The organism is Flavobacterium columnare (assembly GCF_014844295.1).
GTDB lineage: Bacteria > Bacteroidota > Bacteroidia > Flavobacteriales > Flavobacteriaceae > Flavobacterium > Flavobacterium columnare.
Map to the genome: position 1 here is coordinate 2150761 of NZ_CP054494.1, position 20860 is coordinate 2171620.

Consider the following 20860-nt stretch of genomic DNA (forward strand, 5'->3'; position numbering starts at 1 on the left):
TAAACAATAAAAATACAATGCTTAAAGGATTTTTTAACGTACCAAAAGCGGTTAATGAACCCGTAAAATCGTACGCTCCAAATTCTCCAGAGAGAGCTGCTGTATTAGCAGCTTATCAAGAAATGTGGAATTCAAAAGTAGATGTTCCTCTATATATCGGTAGCGAAGAAATTCGTACAGGTAATACACGCAATATGACTCCACCACATGATCACCAACATGTAGTAGGAACCTATCATCTAGCAGAGAAAGAACACGTACAAAAAGCTATTACCAATGCTTTAGAAAGCCGTACAAAATGGGCTAACATGGCATGGGAGCAAAGAGCGGCTATCTTTTTAAAAGCGGCTGAATTAATTGCAGGGCCTTACCGTGCAAAAATTAATGCAGCTACTATGATTGCACAATCCAAAACAATTCATCAAGCCGAAATTGATGCGGCTTGCGAATTAATAGATTTCTTGCGTTATAATGTAGAATTTATGGTGCAAATCTATAAAGATCAACCCGCTTCTGATTCGTCCGTATGGAATCGTGTAGAGTACCGTCCGTTAGAGGGGTTCGTATATGCTATTACCCCTTTTAACTTTACAGCTATTGCGGCTAATTTGCCTGCAAGTGCAGCTTTAATGGGGAATGTAGTAGTTTGGAAACCATCCGATAGCCAAGTTTTTTCAGCAAAAATAATCATTGATGTTTTTAAAGAAGCAGGCGTGCCAGACGGTGTAATCAATGTCGTTTTTGGTGATCCTGTAATGGTAACAGACACAATATTAGCCTCTCCTGATTTTGCGGGTATTCACTATACAGGTTCTACGTTTATCTTTAAAGAATTATGGAAGAAAATCGGAGAAAACATCCATACCTATAAAACATATCCGAGAATTGTAGGAGAAACCGGAGGGAAAGATTTCGTTTTAGTACATCCTACAGCTAATGTAAAACAAGTAGTAGCTAATACATTACGTGGTGCCTTTGAATTTCAAGGACAAAAGTGTTCAGCCGCTTCAAGAGCCTATTTTCCAGCTTCTTTATGGTCTGCTATCAAAGAAGAAATGGGCAAAGAATTAGCAACATTCAAGCAAGGTTCGCCAGAAGATTTCTCCAACTTTGTAACGGCAGTTATTCATGAAGGATCATTTGATAAATTAGCCAAATATATTGACCAAGCTAAGGCTGATGCCGATGCAGAAGTTATTTTTGGTGGAGGGTATGATAAATCAAAAGGATATTTCGTAGAACCAACGGTTATCTTAACAACAAACCCAAAATACGCAACTATGGAAACCGAATTATTCGGTCCAGTATTGACTATTTATGTATATGAAGATGCCGCTTGGACAGATACTTTAAAATTAGTAGATGCTACCTCAGAATATGCGTTAACAGGTGCCGTTTTCAGTGGTTGTCGTTATGCCATTGAAGAAGCCACAATAGCGTTGCAAAACTGTGCGGGTAACTTCTATATTAATGATAAACCAACAGGAGCAGTAGTAGGAATGCAACCATTTGGAGGAGCTAGAGCTTCTGGAACCAATGATAAAGCAGGTTCTGCGCAAAACTTATTACGTTGGGTTTCTCCTAGAACAATCAAAGAAACTTTTGTAACACCAGTAGATTATAGATATCCTTTCTTAGGATAATCAAACATAAAAGAGGGTGTCCTAAAAAAAGAGGGCAATCTTGTTATTTCGACACTAAAAGGAGAAATTACATAGTACTAATAATGTGCTTCTCCTGTCGCCGAAGTAACAAGCTAGACGTTAAACGATTACTTTTAGGCACCCACTTTTTAAGATTTCATTTTAAAATTCTACGAGAGCGAGTAAAAAAGACCCAAACGGTAGTTTTTGACCCTGTTTCTAATTCCGAAAAGACAGGATATTATGATGAAATTTTAAAAAATGAGATAATGTTATTTTAACCTCTTAGGTTTTATTTTCAGCCCCATTTGTTACTCCGACGGTAGGAGGAGTCGCATAATCCCAATCAAAAACACTTCATGAAAGGGGAGTATCATAACCAGAATTTTAAAAAAAAACGTTGCGTTGCTCACTTTATCGGATCCCTCCTTATGTCGGGATGACAAGAATCCTAATGAAAAATACTTCATGGGAGAATAGTGTTTATTAGTCTTTTAAATTACAGACCGTTTTAAAAGAGTCTATTAATTCTGAAACTTCATTCCTCATTTTTCCCTAGACAAGCCAAAGGAGAACCGCCAAAATTAATCAGATGATAACTCGGATCGCTTAAGTTCTCCTTAAGATTGAAATCAAAAATTAAACGTTGTAATATTACTCTGTTTGGAGTTATTCTTTATTTTTCTAACGAAAAATTTTTAAAACTAGAGACATCTATGACTTCTTCATTGTCTGCATCATAAGTAATTTCTACTTGATCTCCTACGCGTGTAATGGGTAATTGATTAGACAACTGTGAAGAACCAATAAATATTTTATTTTCTCCTTGTATGGTAAAGTAGTAAAAACTATTGCCATTTTTCACATCGTTTTGTATACGAGTTACTGCGGATTTAACCGTTTTTTTATCTGTTGCGGTTTCTAATTTTATCCCATCACCTGACATATTATAAGCATTTTTATAAGCCATTAGAGTTTCACGCATCGTATTTCCTACGCCAACAATAGTATAATCATGAATAGAAACCATAGCAAACATTTTTACTAAACCGCCTCTATCTTTTAACGTCATAACGTAAGTAGGGATATTGTTAATATTATACGGAATAGGTAATGACGCGTTATATCCTTTCTCCTGTACTTTTCCTTGGGCTGAATTTTGTGCGGCAAATTCCGTTGCTCCACTTTGTTTATAAAATGTAGCTTGTTTAGTACGAGTATCTACTAATACAAACCCTACAGATGATTCATCTTTTCCTACAGAAGTTAAACCCGTGTACCAATAGGACTTATTATCTTTACCATACACTAAGCTCATCCCTTCGGTAATTTTTAGTTTATCTGCATTAGAAAAATTCCAATAGCCATGTACTAACTCGCCCCAGTCATTTAATTGGTCTTCAATAAAGCCAATGGGTTGTATACGATCTACCCATTGAGGGGTATTGGCTATAGTATATTCTTTTATAATGCCTGTCTGTGCATCTACTACCAAGACACCAGTAGCATCATTTCCCGTAAATCCTATTTTTTTATCATATTTAGTTACCACCCAAAATGGTTTTCCTGTATCATCTACTTCAAAAGTAAAATCTGTTAATCCAGTAGACGTATAGCCATTAAAATAAATATGTCTGCGTATTTCATTGCCCAAATAAGCACTTGGTTGATATTTAATTTTAATAGGTTTTCCACTATTATTTTGTACCAATTGTACATCGCGTTCATTTGTTGCTGAAACCATTACATAACCAGCGGTTCCTTCTGTATTATTTAACCATTTAAAAAAACCAGAATGAAGTAAAGGAGCAACCCAGTACAATTTATTGTTTATTTTTTGAATATAAAATTCGCCTAAATGTACTTGACTTCCTAAAGCAGGTTGCGAGCCTAGTATTTTTTCGCCTAATAAATAGGCAAGATCTTCATCTACTACACGAATTTCATTTAATGAAATAGGGGCTATATGTTTTGAAATTTTATCGCCATTAGCTACTTTACCTATTAATTCTTGATGTTTTTTAGTTTGTATCAAACGGGAACTAAAAATAGGGAATATAAATAGATATACTAACAGTATTCCTATAACATACAACCATATACTTGAAGGTAGATTTATCATTTTAACTTGCTTTCCATCGCGAGAAATCTGAAGTTTTGTAGAAAGAATCATCCATACAAAAACTAAAATTAAAAGTAAAAAAGGAAGTTCAACAAAACCGTAATTTAATACTGGTAAATTAAAATAAACAAGTAGGCAACCCAATACAATTAGGATAAATCCTTTTATAAAATGATTCATACACATTTTTTTGATTAGCTGTTAGACGCAATTCATAGAGAATAGTTACAAAAATTGGTTTCAATAATTTTATGTATTTTTGTTTCGAATTATTTTCAATAATTCTACATTTAAACATAAAAAAATATTTTAATGAAAGCATACGTTTTTCCAGGTCAAGGAGCACAATTTACCGGAATGGGTAAAGATTTATACGAATCTTCCGAATTAGCGAAAGAATTATTTGAAAAAGCGAATGAAATTTTAGGCTTCCGTATTACAGACATTATGTTTGAAGGGACTACAGAAGAATTAAAAGAAACGAAAGTAACGCAACCTGCTGTTTTTTTACATTCAGTCATTTTAGCCAAAGTTTTAGATGTAAAACCTGATATGGTAGCAGGGCATTCATTAGGCGAATTTTCTGCTTTAGTAGCTAATGGAACATTGTCATTTGAAGATGGATTAAAATTAGTTTCGCAACGTGCCTTAGCTATGCAAGAAGCGTGTGAAATTACTCCTTCTACAATGGCAGCGGTTTTAAACCTAGAAGATCCCGTTGTTGAGGATATTTGTGCTTCTATAGACGGTGTGGTAGTTGCTGCTAATTACAACTGTCCTGGGCAGTTGGTTATTTCAGGCGAATTAAAAGCTGTAGAAATAGCTTGTGAGAAAATGAAAGAAGCAGGTGCAAAACGAGCCTTAATTTTACCTGTAGGAGGAGCTTTTCACTCTCCTATGATGGAACCTGCAAGAGAAAAATTAGCCGCGGCTATTGAGGCAACTCCTTTTAATACTCCTTCCTGTCCTGTATATCAAAATGTAACGGCTAACGCGGTAAGCGATCCAACTGAAATTAAGAAGAACTTAATTGCTCAGTTAACAGGTGCTGTCAAATGGACTCAGTCTGTAAACCAGATGATTGCAGATGGGGCAACTAGTTTTACGGAAGTAGGGCCAGGCAAAGTATTAGTAGGATTAGTAAACAAAATCAATAAAGAAATAGCCACTTTTTCTGCTTAATCGTATCCTCTTATGGCTGAAAACTATCACGCTAATTTTTATATTTGCGTGATAGTAAAGAATATATTATTTTACAAAAATTTCTTTCAGTTGTCCTATAATATTTCCGCTTCCTGAAATCGTAATTTCACCTATTTTATCTGCTATTTTTTCGACGTATTCCATTTCTTTTAATTTCCATAACATTTCGTTTTCTTCCATTAATTTAGCTGTGTTTAACATACTTCTCATAGAAGCCGTTTCTTCACGTCTCATAATCATGTTTGCTTGGGCTTTTTTTTCGGCAACTAAAACTTGGTTCATGATTTCTTTCATATCTCCTGGTAAAATTACATCTCGAATACCTGCATCCAAAATTTCAACGCCTAATGGTTCTACTTTTGTTTTGGTTTCTACTAAAAGAGTTTGTGTGATTTCCTCTTTTTTAGTCAACAATTCATCTAAGGTAAATCCGCCTACGTACGCTCTTAAGGCTAATTGCATTACAATATACAATTGCTTTTCGTAATCTTTATTAGCTATTAAGGCTTTTTCAATAGTTGTAACTTGGTATTTCACAAAAAAGTTAATTCTTAAATTTGCTTTGTCTTTAGTCAGTATTTCTTGCCCTGAAATTTCCATTTGTTGTTGACGGAGGTCTGCTACTTTTACTTCTAATAGATTTCCGTTGTTCCAAAAATTATAAATTCCAGATTCTAAAACTTCAGTCCATTTTCCATTAATAAATAATAAGCCTTTTTCATAATTTAAAACTTCTATTTTTTGAACAAAGGATCTTATTTTAGGATGCTCTAATAATTTTTTATCTATTTTTTCAATCGTTTCAGTTGCATTCAAATCAAACCATTTAAAATCATATTGGGTACAACTTTTCCAAAAGGCGTATTTACCAGCGGTTAAAACTTCTTTGAAATTATCATTTACGTATTGCAAAACGATTTCGTTATCCTTAACTGTTATTATATTTAGTAAAGTTGCTAAATCTGGATGTTCTAATAACAAATCTAAATTCGTTGGCGGTATAAACTCATTCATCATGTTATAAGTCATAAACTGATAATGGTAAATTCCTTTCCAAAAAGCGTATTTTCCTTTTTTTAAAACACTTTGAAAATTCTTATTAACAAATTGCAATACTACATCATAATCCGCTACCTCAACCACTTCTAACATTTGAGCTAAGGAATCGTTTGTTAATAAAAGATCTAGATCCCATGTGGTTTCAAACGGAGTGCGCATATCAAAATAGAGTACTTGTAATTGTGTTCCAAACAAAAAGTGTTTTCCTTCTGTCAAGACTTTTGTTAGTTTATCATTTTTAAAAACCAAACCTACTTGAAAGGTTTTGATGTTAATTTTTTGTATCATATTTTATTTTTTTATCTGTGTTTGACTTAGATGATGTATTGGATTTTATAATGAAGACAAAAGGGCAAAGAATAAAAAGGCACAGATTTTTTTCCGCAACTGTAGTGTTACTACATTGAAGATAAAAAATGAAGTATTTTTTTAATCCAAAGTCATTTTATCTATAATAAATTTTTAATATGGGTTTAAAAATGTTTGAACGGAAGGGCTTTTATCAAAGCGGAAATAAGTAGTTTTACTGTCCTCATTTAAAAGGTTTCAAATTATTTTAGTACTCTTTTTTTGTATTAAAAAAAGCATACATTTTAATCTAAAAGCTAATCAATCGTTCCGTAAAAACGTGCCTAATTCAAGCTTTTTCTAAAGTGTTTATACCTATTTATTGGATAAATTGTATAAAGAGGTATAAACTTGTTCCGTTCAGAACATTTTTTTGAATTGAGAATCTTTTTAAAGAGAGATTCCTACTCTTTCAATAATGCTACATAAAAAATGTAGTGCTCTAACCAACTGAGCTAACGCAATGAATTGCGTATCGGATTCGAACCGATGCTTTTGATTACAGAATCCGCCATTCTTCAGCTAAAGGAAGAAATAGGATTCGAACCTACAAAATCAGTATTTTTTGGCAAATACTTAAACCATCAAATCAAGTTGCATAGTAAGTTGTAATACGCAGCAAGCGTAACTCTTACCACATTAGTGCTATACAGAAACACCCAACTGGACTTGTTTGATATTTTGATACATATTTTTTATATTTCTAAGAACTTTTTTCGTTGAACAAAGATTCAAAACAAACTACGTAATTATTTTGCGTAGTTTTTAAATAATGTTCTATAGGTTCTTTTTTAGATTAAAAGCAAGGGCTAGAATAATAATATATATATTCTTAAGACAGGAGTAAACTAGGTATTAAAAGAAACTTATTCGTGTTTTGTATGTATCTTTTATAAGTATAGATGAGGTAGACTTTCAGTATAAAAAAAGCGTCCTTTTGGTGAGGACGCTGGGAATATTTTTATTTTAAAAAGGATTGTTTATAATGCCGTAGATTCAAAACATTTGAATATCTGTTTGATGGTATATGAAATAGATCCTTAATATGGTTTTAGGACCAATTTGTTTAAACAGATGGATTGTTTTGAGGTTTTTATAGAGCAGATGTATAATGATTTTTAAAAAAGCGAAGTTTATTTGTCTTTTAAAAATAGTTCTTCTGCCGGTGTAATATCCATAACATTATAAATAGCTGTTTTAGCTATCGTTAATTGATCTAATACGTGCACTAAATTTCCATAATTGGATTGTTTAGATGATTTTACTAAAAGAATAAGTCCTTTTTTAGAATTACCCGATTGTTTTTGTATGAGAGTGTTTTTACGCATTACTTCTTTTGCTAAACCGTTATTTTTATATGAAAACCTTTTTGGTTTTTCAAGAGGTGATTCTAAAAGACCTTGATATAAAATAATAGCATCCTCTTTTAATAATATGGTACATTCTCTATTATAGGCAGTGGTTGGACATCTATCATAAATACATTTTCTTTTGCTAGGCATTCCTAAACTTAATCCGTTCGGACGTGATAAAAAAGAGGTCAACATAAAGAACACAATTAATAAAAAAGAAATACTTACCATAGCAGTAAGGTCTACTCTTGGGTTACGATTTTGGCATTTACGAGTTATAGGATTTCTTCCAAAGGAATTTCTTGTTTCGCTCATAATCTATTGTTTTTAGTTAGTATGTCTACAACAAGAACTGTACCTAATTGTTAAAAAAATCTAAAAAAATTAGGTATATAGTGTATTTCGCATTTTAATAAGTAGGTCTTCTGCTTGGTTATAATTAGGTTTTTCTTTCAAATTTACGTTATCATAAACCTCTTCTATGGCTTGTAAAAGAGTTTCAGCGGATTGCATTAATTGATCATAATTAATTGATCCTGTTTTTATGGCTAATAATTCTTCCCTATTACTAACTCGAATCGTAAGACGAGCGGTTTTACCTATTTGTAATGCGGATTGTAATAACCTAATGGTGTGCATCATGTTCTTACTATCATAATGCTTGCCATGCTGTTCATTTGCATGATAACGTGCCTTATTACGTTTTTCTACCCAGTTCCAGTATGCTTTATATTCTTTACAGTACACTGAATAGGCTTCTTGATTATAATATAAGTAGCCTATTGGTTTTTCTTCTTTTGGAATAGGGGAAAGGAGGAGTTTATTTGTCCTTTCGTTTGCTATGATTCCTTTGTATTGAAAGGTTTGATTTTTGTCATAAAAAACGGCATATATTCCTTTTGAATGGGGGATATTGAGTAAGCCACAATGTTCTTGTAAAAAAGTATTGGTTTTGCACCATTCTTTTAACGGAATTGTAGTAGGACCTTGTAGTATAAAACAAAAATCCAACAATGATTTTCGTTCTTTTTTCATTGGGTTAACGATTTTCTTTTTAAGGGTCTTTGCCTTTTTAATTTGAGTTATGGCATAACCTGTAAATGTGTCTTTGCACAATTTAGATAAAAAGTCTTCTAATCGTAATTGCTCCATGATAGGATGTTTGTATAAAATACAATCTTCTGGAGTGGCTAGAATTTCAAGAATATTCGGATTGTTTTTGAGCAACAGTTCCACAAATCTACCCAATTCATAGTACACAATATCGTTGGTTTCGTTACTAATTTGCGGAATATATTCCAACCCAAAGAATTTGTCTTTAGGTAAATAAAATACGCCTTTGATATCGGTATCTGATGAGGGTGTGTCTAACCCAAACGATTTACTTCCCGAAATGACTTCGAGGAGGATGAGGTTTTGGGAGCGGAGGTCTTGGATGGTCATTGGTAATTTAGATTCTTATTTTTTAATCAAATTTAAACCTATTTATAAAAAAAATGTACTTTTGTTGTAATAATGAGTCAATTTGATTACATAAAGGATATTGCTAAATATGGTCTAGAAAACGATCAGGAAAAGTTATTGACTGTATTAAACGAATTGATTGAACACTCTAAAAACACTAAGAAGTTAAACTTTGCTATTCAATTACAATCTATTTTAAAAGATTCTATTCGTTTACAAAAACATAACAGTATAACTAAAGTAGGTAGTGACCAATATTTTAATCGATTAGAAGACAAAGAAGTTTCAGATTTAATTTTGGAGAAGATAACTTCTGATTATTCTTTGTCTAACATTGTGATTGAAGATAAAGTAAAGCAAGAACTTGAGTTTTTTATTGAGGAACACCATAGGCTTGATTTACTTCAACAATTTAACTTACCTGTATCCAATAAATTGTTGTTACATGGTTCATCTGGTTGTGGAAAAACATTAGCTTCTTATGTTATTGCTGGTGAATTAAAGAAAATGATGATTGTTCTTAATTTAGGAGCCGTCGTATCTTCTAAACTTGGTGAAACAAGTAAAAACTTATCTAAGATATTTAAAAAAGCAGCTTTGGAAGATTGTATAATTTTCCTTGATGAATTTGATAGTATAGGTAAGATTAGAGATTATAGTCAAGACCATGGTGAAATGAAACGTGTTGTAAATACTATTTTACAATTATTTGACTATTTACCACAAAGTAGTATAGTTATAGCTGCTACCAATCAAAAAGACATGTTAGATGATGCCTTGTTGAGACGTTTTGATAACATTATCACTTTTAGCTTGCCAACGGAAAAAGAAATCAAGGAGCTTATCAATCTTACTCTAAAAGATGGAAAGTTTGCCTTTAAGAATAAAAGTGAAGTAACTAAAATTATTAAGGACTGCAAAGGATTATCTTACTATAGTATTCAAAAGACTTTGATTAATGCTATAAAAAAATCATTATTTGCTTCTGTTGGACAATCAAAAAGCTTAGTTACTTATATAGATACTACTATTTGGAAAAATTTAATAGCAATTGAAATAGATTCATTAAACATCTAATGAATCTATTTCAATTGTAGTATCTGCATCTAAATCTCCAATTACTTCAAGATTATTAACAACTTGTATTTCATCATATAGTAATCCTGTTTGATTTCTTGTTGTTTCTTCGATATTAATTACTAATGAAAATGGAAATTCTTTTGGATAACCTGCTGGTAATTCTCCAATAATTTGGTCTGTAACTAAACAATGAACTGCCAATTTGAATGTATTTTCTTCATTTACTAAGTCACTAACGTTTACATTTAATTCTAATTTTTGAGTGTTAGCATATGGAATTGGTTTTGATTTATATCTTCCATTTTGTGACCAAGTCAATCCTGCTTTTAATTTAGAATCTACTTCAACATTTGACTTAATTATATCTTCCGCTTCGTGATTTTTGAAAATTGAAAAAGCAATATGTATAGGATTGTAAGACAGTTGATTATTTTTTAATGGTAAAAAGCTAAAGCATAGCGTTGCAGTAACTTTTACAATACCTCTTTGTTTTCCTAAATCGGTTTGAGTTAAGTATTGCGGAAAATTGATTGGATAGACTTTTAATTTGTCATCACAAATATTGTCCTCCAATATTAATGTTGCAGAATTTTCATTTGAAAAAAGACTTTTGAAATTATCAATGTAGCCATGCCCTGCAACACGATTCTTTAGTTTTGAAACCGAAGCATCAAAAGGAATCTTATTCAACGAAGCTGAATTAATTATTAAAGCTTTTATTGTTTGTGGGTGTAATTCTGGATATTGTTTTTGAATTTTAGCCGCTATGTTGGCTACTAATGGAGTCGAAAAACTGGTTCCCACGTCTTTAAATAATCCGATTTCAGGTCTTGCAGAAATTAAATCAATCATTGCATCATCCATATAATCCAAACTTGTTGCATTATAGTAACCTAAATCACCCCCACTTTCAATTACGTCTGGTTTGAAATAATTTTTGTTGGACTTGTTTCTTGAAAAAATTAAGCTTAAATCTATATTTCCTTTTCTTGAAAATAAGGATGGAAATTCTTTACCATCTGCAATCCCACAAAATGGTCCATTGGCGATATTATCTGCTGCTGCTCCTACAGTTAAATTATTCATACTATCGGCAGGTGTACATATATTAGTTTTTTCAGAATGAAAGTATCCTAAATCGTAAGAACTATTATCATTAATAGCATCATTATTATTCGCTGTACAAATGAATATTAAACTATCCGTTTCATAAGCAAACTTATCTAATAGAAAAGTATAATCTGAAAAAGTTTCGTTTGTTGTTTTATGTCTATCGTAACAAGTTGTTAATGTAAATATTTTGATTTGTGGATATTTGACTTTAACCTCGTAAAGCATATTTACTAATTCAATTTCAGAAATGAAACCAGTTCCGCTATTTGATATTTTTATTGATAATGCTTTAGCATCTGCGATGACATCTTGGTTAAGTTTATTAAGATGATTGATTTTACCTAAAGTAGCTAAACCCGCTACTGGTGTACCATGACCATTTCTTTGAAAATTTGCTGTATCAATAAATGGGTCTCCATTTAATGTAAAAGTTCTGTCATTAATCAATAATGGAGCAATTGCTGAAGTTGAGCTAATTCCAGTATCTATGATTCCAATAATTGGTAAATCTTCATTTGCATTAACTATATTGATACCTTGCTCACGTGTTACAGTATTAAACTCTCCTGGGCGAACAGTAGTGAAAGCTGAATTTGTAGCGCTTTCAATAATATCAAAGTTTTCGATAATTTCTTGAAGAATTTCAGGTGTAGGATTGTTTAATTCCAATCTATCATTAGGTTCGTCAAATTTGAATACTATTGATTTATCATCTAAATAGGTAAATAATCTTTTTAGAATGTCCGTTTTTAACCTATAATTTAATGGTACATTCATTAATGATAAATAGACCAAACCTTGCATTTGATCTAAACGAAATTTTACAATTTCTCTTATTTGTAATAATTTGAATGAAGCAATATACAATACATAATTTTCATATTCCAATTCTGTTTTGTGTTCTAATTCTTTTTGAATGAATTTATGTACTTCATTTAAAAATACTTTAAACTTAACACGGTCAATAATTGCAAATAGCCCTTTTTTCCCAAAATCATAAAATGCTACTGCTTCTAAACCAAAATTATTATAATATATTTTGAAAAAATCACTAATTACAAATTGTCCCTGGAATGTAAATAATACATGGTCTATATAATGCGGAACATTTAATGTTTTACTTCTTCTATCATTTTTCATAGCAAGATTTGCAAAGAATCTTTCTCTATCTATTCTTAGCGTTTGCGCTACATGGTAATAGTTTTTTGACTCTTCCTCTTCTTCTTCATTTTCTTTTACATAAAAAGGGCTAAACTTCATACGAATGACCTTTTCCAATTGTTGTTCTGAAAGAAGTCTTAAATGTTTTTTATTTGGCATAAAAATCTATTTATAAGTTATCATTCCCCTAAAAACCCCATCTAATTCCTCCGCCATCTTCTCACCACTTCCCAAACTATTCGCATGTTCTTGGTTAAAAACCACCGTTTCCTGCAAAAAATCAGTAATCAAAACCTCTTTTGGGTGCAAATACTTTTCGTCTTGGTTGGCTTTTATTTGCATTAATTCTTTTATTTTTTCTTGTAGGTTATGTGGTGCTATAGGCAATAATTCCATAAAATCTACTGGCGGAAAACGGTTCTTTTCTATAATCCATTTTCCTGCTAGAGCCGTACGCAAAGCGTAGAAATAACTTTTGAGTTTTACTTCTTCGGCTTGGCATACTTCCATGAAATTTTTGGTGGTTCCCAAATAATGATGCAAACACGCCACTGGCGAAAAACAATCTTTTGCCAAGGCTCGCATTTGGTTTATAAATGTTTCATTTTCATAATACACCACAGGCGAAGACAACCACTCCAACAAAGGTGCATTGGATTTTGCTAATAACCTTACGGTTTTCCGTAAGTCCCAACCGCTACCGTCTAAATTGTCGGTGGTCATAAACTCGATGGTATCAGGTTGTTCCCAAAGGGATAGGTAATAGTCTAAATCGTGTTTGTAGATAAAACGAATGTCATAATCACTATCGGGTGAGGCAAAGCCCCAAGCACGACTGCCTGATTCGACCGCATAGAGGATTTCTACTCCTTTTTCTAATTCGATTTCTTTTAGTTTGTTTAGTATATTTGTTTGCATGTTTCTCAAATTTAATAAAATTAATACTATAAAACCGTATAGAAATATGCGGTTTGTTTCTAAATATTTATCTAAATGTTTTCCCAATTTAAACTACGAAGTCTTACTGTTGCTAAGGGAGGATTTGAACCTCCATATTTGGTTACACCTGACAGGTTTTGGAAACCTATCAGGTGTAAAAATTAATCCTCACGACTCCCGTCATCGGCCATACGAACCATTTTAGGCGTGAATTTTGCAACCACATCAACTAAATCTTGTTGTGATGCCATCACTTGGTTGATATCTTTATAAGCCATAGGGGCTTCGTCTAAACCTGCACCAATAAGGGTTACGCCGTGATCTTTCAAAATGGTTTGCATATCACTTTGGGTAATACTTTTAATAGCTTGGGTTCTGCTCATTTGTCGGCCTGCACCATGCGATGCCGAATTAATGGCTTTTTCATCTCCTTTTCCTCTAACCAAAAAACCTGGTGCTGTCATGCTTCCAGGAATAATTCCCATGACTCCTTTTCCTGCAGGGGTTGCTCCTTTTCGGTGTACAATTACTTCTTCTCCGTTATAGATTTCTTTCCAAGCAAAATTATGATGGTTTTCTACTTTGGCTAAAACCGTTGCTCCTAAAGCTTTTCCTATTTTATCATGAATAATTTCGTGACATGCTGAGGCATAATTACCTGCCAAATTCATGGCTATCCAATATTCTTGACCTAACTCAGAATTCAAATCTAAATAGGCTAAATTTTTCGCTTCGTGGGGCAGTTTACAAACTTGCTTTGCCATTTTTGTATAATGTCCCGCAATGGTTGCTCCAAATCCTCTTGATCCTGAATGTGTTAAAAGCGCCACATATTTTCCTTTTGGAATATTTAAAACAGCATCGTCTTTTTCAAATTCCATGATTCCAAATTCAACAAAATGATTTCCACCACCAGAAGTTCCTAATTGCGACCAAGCTTTATCCTTTAAATTATTTAAAAAGGCATTTTCATTAAATGCTTTATTTTCTAATACGTGATGATCACTTTTGTATTGTCCGTGATAACCATGACCGGCACCAAATTTAGAATGGGCAACTAATTCTCTTTTAAATTTAGCTTCGTTTTCATAATAAAACAATTCTGGAATATCATAGACTGATAATGTCATTCGACAACCAATATCCACACCAACACCGTAGGGAATTATCGCATTATTTGTGGCTAAAACTCCTCCAATAGGCAAACCGTACCCTTGATGTGCATCAGGCATTAAGGCACCAGCCACAGTAACAGGAAGTTTCATGGCAATTTCCATTTGCTTTTTTGCGCCTTCCTCAATGTGTTTTTCTCCGTAAAGTGCAAAAGATTCTGGAGTTGGATTTAACGAAATGAAATCTTCAGGCTTTTCATTGGCTTGTTCTATCAGTGCCGAAGCCAACGTGCTGAAATTTTTATCTTCTAGGTAGTTTTCTGGTGATTCCAAAACTTTTTTATAATTTTCGATCATTTCTTCGCGAGTAAACCCTAATCGCTTTTTATTTATTTTTAATGCAACTCCTAATGCTGAACCAGATTGAAAACCTAATGCTAGTAAGTCGTTTCCGTTTATTGGTGTATTCATAATTTTTTCTTTTGTGAACCTGATGATTTTTCGATGAAGCTATCAGGCTAATTATTTTCTTTTGCAAAGATTTTAAATTAAGTGCGTAGTTATTTTGCGTAGTGAAATTTAGTTTTTATTTTTGGTAAAACAACAATATGTATTTAGAACATATCTTTTCCGAATTATTACTTAAAATAGGCTTTAATCAGATAGAAACAACCTCACATTGGGATAATTTACAAAAGGGTTACACACAAAAATCAAGACATTATCATAACTTAAATCACCTACAAGAAATGATAGTATGTTTTGAAAAATATAAGGATTGCCTACAATTTCCTCATGAAATTTTATATTCTATTTTTTATCACGATTATATATATAAAGCTACAAGTAAAGAAAATGAATTAAAAAGTGCGGAATTTGCTGTTTCAATTTTACCAACAAACGCAAAAATTAATAAGGACTTGGTTTTTGAAATGATATTGGCGACAAAATTGCATGAACATAGTTTAGTGGAAGACATAAATTGGCTAATTGATTTTGATTTGAAAATCTTGTCAAAAGAGTGGAAAGATTACGAAGTTTACTTTAAACAAATCAGAAAAGAATATCGAATCTACCCCAATTTTATGTACAATCCTGGTCGAAAAAAAGCATTAGAGCATTTCTTGGAAAAAGAAACCATCTATTTAACAAAAACTTTCCGAATGCAATATGAAAAACAAGCAAGAGAAAATATTAAAAGAGAAATTGCATTGCTTTGATAACGGAACACTGAATACTGAAAAAAAATGGCTCAAAACAAAAACGCCCTAATTCGATATAAAACCATCGATAAATGTTTACAAAACAAATATCGTATGTGGACACTTGATGATTTAATAGAAGCCTGTTCTGATGCGTTGTATGAATATGAAGGAAAGGAAAACTCCGTAAGCAAACGCACAATTCAATTGGATATCCAATTGATGCGTAGTGAAAAACTAGGCTACAATGCGCCTATCGAAGTCTATGATAAGAAATACTATCGTTATGCGGATGAAGATTTTAGTATTACTGATATTCCGTTAACAGAAACTGATATTAATGTTTTAACAGAAACGGTTTCGATGTTGAAGCAATTTAAAGATTTTTCATTATTTAATGATGTTTCGGATATACTGCAACGTCTTGAAGACAAAATTTACGCTGAAAAAACGCATACGCAACCCATCATTCATTTGGATAAAAATGAGAATTTGAAAGGGTTGCATTTTTTGGATGCAATTTATCAAGCCATTGTTAAAAAAGTGGTTTTAATTATTACTTATAAATCATTCAAATCTAGAGAGGCGCAAACTTTTAATTTTCATCCATTTATTTTAAAAGAATTTAATAATAGATGGTTTGTTGTGGGGAAGAAAAAAGGAAGCCAACCCATTTCAAACTTGGCTTTAGATAGAATCATCAAAATTGATTACGATTTTAGCATTCCTTATTTAGATTATTCTTTTGATGCTGATGCTTATTATAAAAACGTCGTAGGTGTTACGGTAAATAAGGGCATGCAAGCTTGCGTCATTCAGCTTTGGGTGGATGCTTATAATGCACCCTATGTTATTACTAAACCGATTCATGCTACACAACGCATTATTCAGCAAAATGAAGATGGTAGTATCATTGTTAATTTATTTTTAAAAGAAAATTTTGAATTAGAACGTATCATTCTTGGGTTTGGTGCCAGTATGAAAGTATTAAAACCAGAGCGTTTGCGTAAAAGAATGAAATTTATTCTAGAAAAAGCACTTGAAAATTATCCGTCTATTTTGGCATGATTTTCTTTTATTAGTGCCATATAGTTTGTTTTACATATTGTTCTATTTTTTCATCAAACGACATAGAGATAGCCTTTTTGCACCCAAATAACTACGTTATCTCACTTCGTCTTGTAACCTTATTGCTACCAATTAGAAGAGTGATGAAAGAATGAGTAGAAAAAGAGAATTACTTTATATTGAGGCATTATGCCTCTATCATAGAAGTAAAAAAATAGACGTTAAAGAAGGATTTACATTATAATTCTTCTTGTTTATCTTGTATTCTAGGTGAGCTGAATAAACTAAAAACGGATAGATATTATAGAGGCTGTCTTAAAATATTCCAATTGTTTTATCTTATTGATTTACTTCTACCTGACCAGTGTAGGATCAAACAAGTATAGGATCAAAACCAATCGCATCATATTGATGATGTGACTAATTAATTATTGGATATTTTCAGGACAGCCTATTTTTATTTTATTTAAACTAGAGCTTCTTTTATTCGTTTAATTGCTTCTCTTAAGAGTTCTTCGCTAGTAGCGTAAGATAAACGAATACAGTTTGGGTTCCCAAAAGCATCTCCTGTTACGGTGGCTACGTTAGCTTCTGCTAATAAGTACATAGCAAAATCATTAGCGTCTTTTATTTCTTTTCCTCTTAGGATTTTTCCAAAGTATTCGGAAACATCTGGAAAGAAATAAAAAGCACCTTCTGGCATTGTAAGTTTAAATCCTGGAATTTCTGATAATAGTTGATATACAATTCCTCTTCTTTTTTCGAAAGAGTCTACCATATATTTGATAGCTTCTGGATTAGCTTCTACGGCGGCTTTTGTTGCGCGCTGAGCAATGGTGTTAGCCCCACTAGTAACTTGCCCTTGCATTTTTGTACATGCTTTAGCAATAAATTCGGGTGCTCCAATGTACCCCATTCTCCATCCTGTCATGGCAAATGCTTTAGCCACTCCATTTACCGTAATAACATTGTTTTCCATTCCTGGAATAGAACCTATGCTGTAATAATTGCCTGTATAGTTAATATGTTCGTAGATTTCATCTGAAACTACGTAAATATTAGGATGTTTTTTTAATATTTCTGCTAATGCTTCTAATTCTTCTTTACTGTAAATAGAACCTGAAGGATTACAAGGCGAGCTAAACCACATCATTTTCGTTTTAGGAGTGATGGCGGCTTCTAATTGAGCGGGAGTTATTTTAAAATTAGAGGCTACTGAAGTAGGTACTTCTATAGGTGTACCTCCAGAAAGTTTGATTATTTCAAAATAGGATACCCAGTAAGGAGCTGGCAAAACGACCTCATCTCCATGGTTTAACATTACTTGAGCAATATTGTATAATGATTGCTTAGCTCCTGTAGAAACTACAATTTGAGCAGGTGTATAGTGTAGATTATTGTCTCTTTTAAATTTAGCACATATAGCTTCTTTTAGATCTAAATAACCTTCTACTGGTGGATATGCAGAAAAATTATCATCAATAGCTTGTTTTGCAGCTTCTTTTATAAAATCAGGTGTGTTAAAGTCGGGTTCGCCTAAACTTAAACTGATGATGTCTTTTCCTTGTGCTTTTAATTCTCTTGCTAAAGCAGCCATTGCTAAAGTTTGTGAAACAGCTAGGCTATTAATTCTTTCTGATAAAATGTTGTTCATTGTGTTGAAATATTATTTAGTTATCAATCCTTATTTTTTGACAGGTGAGAAGTTAATTAAATAGTTTATTATTCTTAATTATTTACCAATCACTTTGGACGGATAACTAAAGACTAAGATTTTTTATGCTAATTGAGGTTTTTGTCCTAATTCTTTTAAATGTCTAAAATGAGAAATAATGGCCGCTCTAGTTGTTTTATACTCATAATATGGTAAATTACATTCTTTAGCTGTTTGTTTTACTATTTCTGCAATTTTATTATAGTGAATATGACTAATATGTGGGAATATATGGTGTTCAATCTGATGATTTAAACCGCCTGTATACCAATTTATTAACCAGTTTTTAGGTGCAAAATTAACGGTTGTAAACAACTGATGAATAGCCCAAGTATTTTCCATTTCGCCTTCTACATTGGGTACAGGTGTTTCTGTATCTTCTATTACGTGAGCTAATTGAAAGATAACACTTAAGATTAATCCAGCGGTATAGTGCATAACCACAAAACCTAAAACTACTTTCCACCAAGTAATCCCTAAAACTATAGGAATGACCAACCAAATAGAAAAATAAATAATTTTAGTAATGATTAGGGTTGTCCAACGAATAGCTGGGTTTATAAATTCACCATAAGATAGTTTGCGTTTTAAATAACGTTTCATCTGAAGAAAATCGGTTGTTATAGCCCAATTAAAAGTTAACAAACCATAAAGAAAAATAGAGTAATAATGTTGAAATTTATGAAAACGATGCCATTTTGCCTGCTTGCTAAAACGCAAAATACGTCCTGCTTCTAAATCCTCATCATGGCCTGGAATATTAGTATAGGTATGATGTAATACATTGTGCTGAACTTGCCAATTGTATACATTTCCTGCCAAGATATAAATACTTCCTCCCATTATTTTGTTTAACCATTGTTTAGAGGAATAGGAGCCGTGATTGCCATCGTGCATTACATTCATTCCTACCCCAGCCATTCCTATTCCGATAACTACATTTAGCAATAGGTAGACCCAAAAAGGCATTTCCATACCAATTAAAAAAAAGTAGGGAGTTAAGAAAATAGAAAACATAACAATTGTTTTTAAATAAAGTTTCCAGTTTCCTGTTTTTTGTATATTATTTTCCTTAAAGTAGTTATTAACTCTTGTGTTTAAGGTTCTAAAGAACTTCATCGAATCGGTTCTAGAGAAAATAGGTTCTTTTGTCTGCATAATTATAAAAATGTGTTCAAATTTAATTATTAATAAATTGAATTGATAACGAAAAGAGAGAATTTTTAAACCGTAAATTGTTTAATTTTGTCAAAAAAAATAAAAATGGAGCAAATCCTCACATATTTCCCTGACTTATCTGAAACACAAATTAGTCAATTCCGAGCATTAGAGGCATTATACAAAGATTGGAATTCTAAAATCAATGTGATTTCTAGAAAAGATATTGATGAACTGTATGAAAAACATATTTTGCATTCTATGGCAATTGCTAAAATTCAAGAATTTAAAGCAGGGAGTAAGATTCTGGATGTTGGAACAGGTGGTGGATTTCCAGGAATCCCTTTGGCTATTTTGTTCCCTGAAACTCAATTTTATTTAATTGATGTAATTGCTAAAAAAATAAAAGTGGTGAATGCGGTTGCAGAAGGTATTGGACTAAAAAATGTAAAGGCCGAACAAAAAAGAGCACATACAGTTAACGATAAATTTGATTTTATTGTAAGTCGTGCGGTAACTAATATGCCTGATTTTGTAGAATGGGTGAAAGGGAAAACTAAGAAAAACAACAATCATCCCGAAAGGGCTAATGGAATTTTATACTTAAAAGGAGGTGATTTGAGTGAAGAGTTACAAGATTTTCCAGAGTCAATCCAATATAACATAGTAGATTTCTTTTCGGAAGATTTTTTTGAAACCAAAAAGGTGGTGTATTTGCCGATATAAAATTTTAATATAGATAGGAAATGATTAGAAGCCTCTTTTTTGTAATTTATTTAGGTCTGTTCGGGTTGTTTCTTTCTTGTTCTGAACAAGAAATTGAAAGGAAAAAACTGAAATAGAGTAACATGAATCAATTATCTTATTCTTCTAGAAAAATTGGAACTACATCTTTTAGAGAGGTTAAATCGTCTAGTAAAACGAAAATAAAATTATTTCCTGTCTCAGAATAATGACTTGGATCCTTTAGTGACGTATGATGTATAAGCATACAGAGTAAGTTATGCTGCTAAAAATTGTGATGAAGGGAGAATTACTGCTTCAGGAACGTTGTTGATTCCTCAAAGAACAAGTTATTCAGATGTTTTTTCTGTTTTAAGTTACCAACATAGAACTATGTTT

At 32.2% G+C, this 20860-nt stretch carries 15 protein-coding genes; 6 read left to right on the plus strand and 9 right to left on the minus strand.

Annotated elements, in window-relative coordinates:
• The first annotated feature begins 17 nt into the window (after nt 1-17).
• Entirely contained in the window at nt 18-1643 is a 1626-nt protein-coding gene (pruA, locus tag HUE53_RS09335; RefSeq protein WP_192188433.1) for an L-glutamate gamma-semialdehyde dehydrogenase, read from the plus strand.
• A 676-nt stretch (nt 1644-2319) separates the two neighbouring features.
• Here the strand turns inward: pruA and HUE53_RS09340 are convergent.
• Entirely contained in the window at nt 2320-3945 is a 1626-nt protein-coding gene (locus HUE53_RS09340) for a hypothetical protein (RefSeq protein WP_192188434.1), read from the minus strand.
• 132 nt (nt 3946-4077) lie between these two features.
• Here HUE53_RS09340 and fabD point away from each other — a divergent pair, with 132 nt between their 5' ends.
• Complete coding sequence (gene fabD, locus HUE53_RS09345) at nt 4078-4947, plus strand: ACP S-malonyltransferase (protein ID WP_065213763.1); 870 nt, start codon at nt 4078-4080, stop codon at nt 4945-4947.
• 66 nt (nt 4948-5013) lie between these two features.
• On the opposite strand, the gene HUE53_RS09350 is transcribed toward fabD, so the two are convergent.
• The 3 genes from HUE53_RS09350 to HUE53_RS09360 all read right to left on the minus strand — a co-directional run bounded on the left by HUE53_RS09350 (nt 5014) and on the right by HUE53_RS09360 (nt 9170).
• Nucleotides 5014-6315, minus strand: coding sequence for a slipin family protein (locus HUE53_RS09350; RefSeq protein ID WP_014164736.1), 1302 nt, complete (start codon nt 6313-6315; stop codon nt 5014-5016).
• Nucleotides 6316-7508: 1193 nt separating this feature from the next.
• Nucleotides 7509-8042, minus strand: coding sequence for an ExbD/TolR family protein (locus HUE53_RS09355; RefSeq protein WP_014164737.1), 534 nt, complete (start codon nt 8040-8042; stop codon nt 7509-7511).
• A 69-nt stretch (nt 8043-8111) separates the two neighbouring features.
• On the minus strand, nt 8112-9170 hold the full coding sequence (locus HUE53_RS09360; RefSeq protein ID WP_192188435.1) for a DNA polymerase beta superfamily protein: 1059 nt from the start codon (nt 9168-9170) through the stop codon (nt 8112-8114).
• Nucleotides 9171-9242: 72 nt separating this feature from the next.
• Here HUE53_RS09360 and HUE53_RS09365 point away from each other — a divergent pair, with 72 nt between their 5' ends.
• Complete coding sequence (locus tag HUE53_RS09365; RefSeq protein WP_014164739.1) at nt 9243-10268, plus strand: AAA family ATPase; 1026 nt, start codon at nt 9243-9245, stop codon at nt 10266-10268.
• On the opposite strand, the gene HUE53_RS09370 is transcribed toward HUE53_RS09365, so the two are convergent.
• The 3 genes from HUE53_RS09370 to HUE53_RS09380 all read right to left on the minus strand — a co-directional run bounded on the left by HUE53_RS09370 (nt 10257) and on the right by HUE53_RS09380 (nt 15067).
• Nucleotides 10257-12704 carry a S8 family peptidase gene (locus tag HUE53_RS09370; protein ID WP_107317317.1) on the minus strand — a complete coding sequence of 816 codons (2448 nt, stop codon included), beginning with the start codon at nt 12702-12704 and terminating at the stop codon, nt 10257-10259. The genes HUE53_RS09365 and HUE53_RS09370 overlap by 12 nt on opposite strands.
• Nucleotides 12705-12710: 6 nt before the next feature.
• Complete coding sequence (locus tag HUE53_RS09375; RefSeq protein WP_014164741.1) at nt 12711-13463, minus strand: nucleotidyltransferase domain-containing protein; 753 nt, start codon at nt 13461-13463, stop codon at nt 12711-12713.
• A 182-nt stretch (nt 13464-13645) separates the two neighbouring features.
• A complete protein-coding gene (locus tag HUE53_RS09380; protein ID WP_014164742.1) occupies nt 13646-15067 on the minus strand; it encodes an RtcB family protein in 1422 nt (473 codons plus the stop codon).
• 137 nt (nt 15068-15204) lie between these two features.
• Between HUE53_RS09380 and HUE53_RS09385 the strand changes: the two genes are divergently transcribed.
• Together HUE53_RS09385 and HUE53_RS09390 are read left to right on the plus strand one after the other, a co-directional pair.
• On the plus strand, nt 15205-15816 hold the full coding sequence (locus tag HUE53_RS09385; RefSeq protein ID WP_014164743.1) for an HD domain-containing protein: 612 nt from the start codon (nt 15205-15207) through the stop codon (nt 15814-15816).
• A gap of 27 nt (nt 15817-15843) precedes the next feature.
• On the plus strand, nt 15844-16866 hold the full coding sequence (locus HUE53_RS09390) for a helix-turn-helix transcriptional regulator (RefSeq protein ID WP_192188436.1): 1023 nt from the start codon (nt 15844-15846) through the stop codon (nt 16864-16866).
• Nucleotides 16867-17332: 466 nt separating this feature from the next.
• Here HUE53_RS09390 and HUE53_RS09395 read toward each other — a convergent pair whose 3' ends face one another.
• Complete coding sequence (locus tag HUE53_RS09395; RefSeq protein WP_014164745.1) at nt 17333-18520, minus strand: pyridoxal phosphate-dependent aminotransferase; 1188 nt, start codon at nt 18518-18520, stop codon at nt 17333-17335.
• A gap of 123 nt (nt 18521-18643) precedes the next feature.
• Entirely contained in the window at nt 18644-19738 is a 1095-nt protein-coding gene (locus HUE53_RS09400; protein WP_014164746.1) for a fatty acid desaturase family protein, read from the minus strand.
• Between the two features lie 105 nt (nt 19739-19843).
• Between HUE53_RS09400 and rsmG the strand changes: the two genes are divergently transcribed.
• Nucleotides 19844-20464, plus strand: coding sequence for a 16S rRNA (guanine(527)-N(7))-methyltransferase RsmG (rsmG, locus tag HUE53_RS09405; protein ID WP_041253171.1), 621 nt, complete (start codon nt 19844-19846; stop codon nt 20462-20464).
• Nucleotides 20465-20860 lie beyond the last annotated feature (396 nt).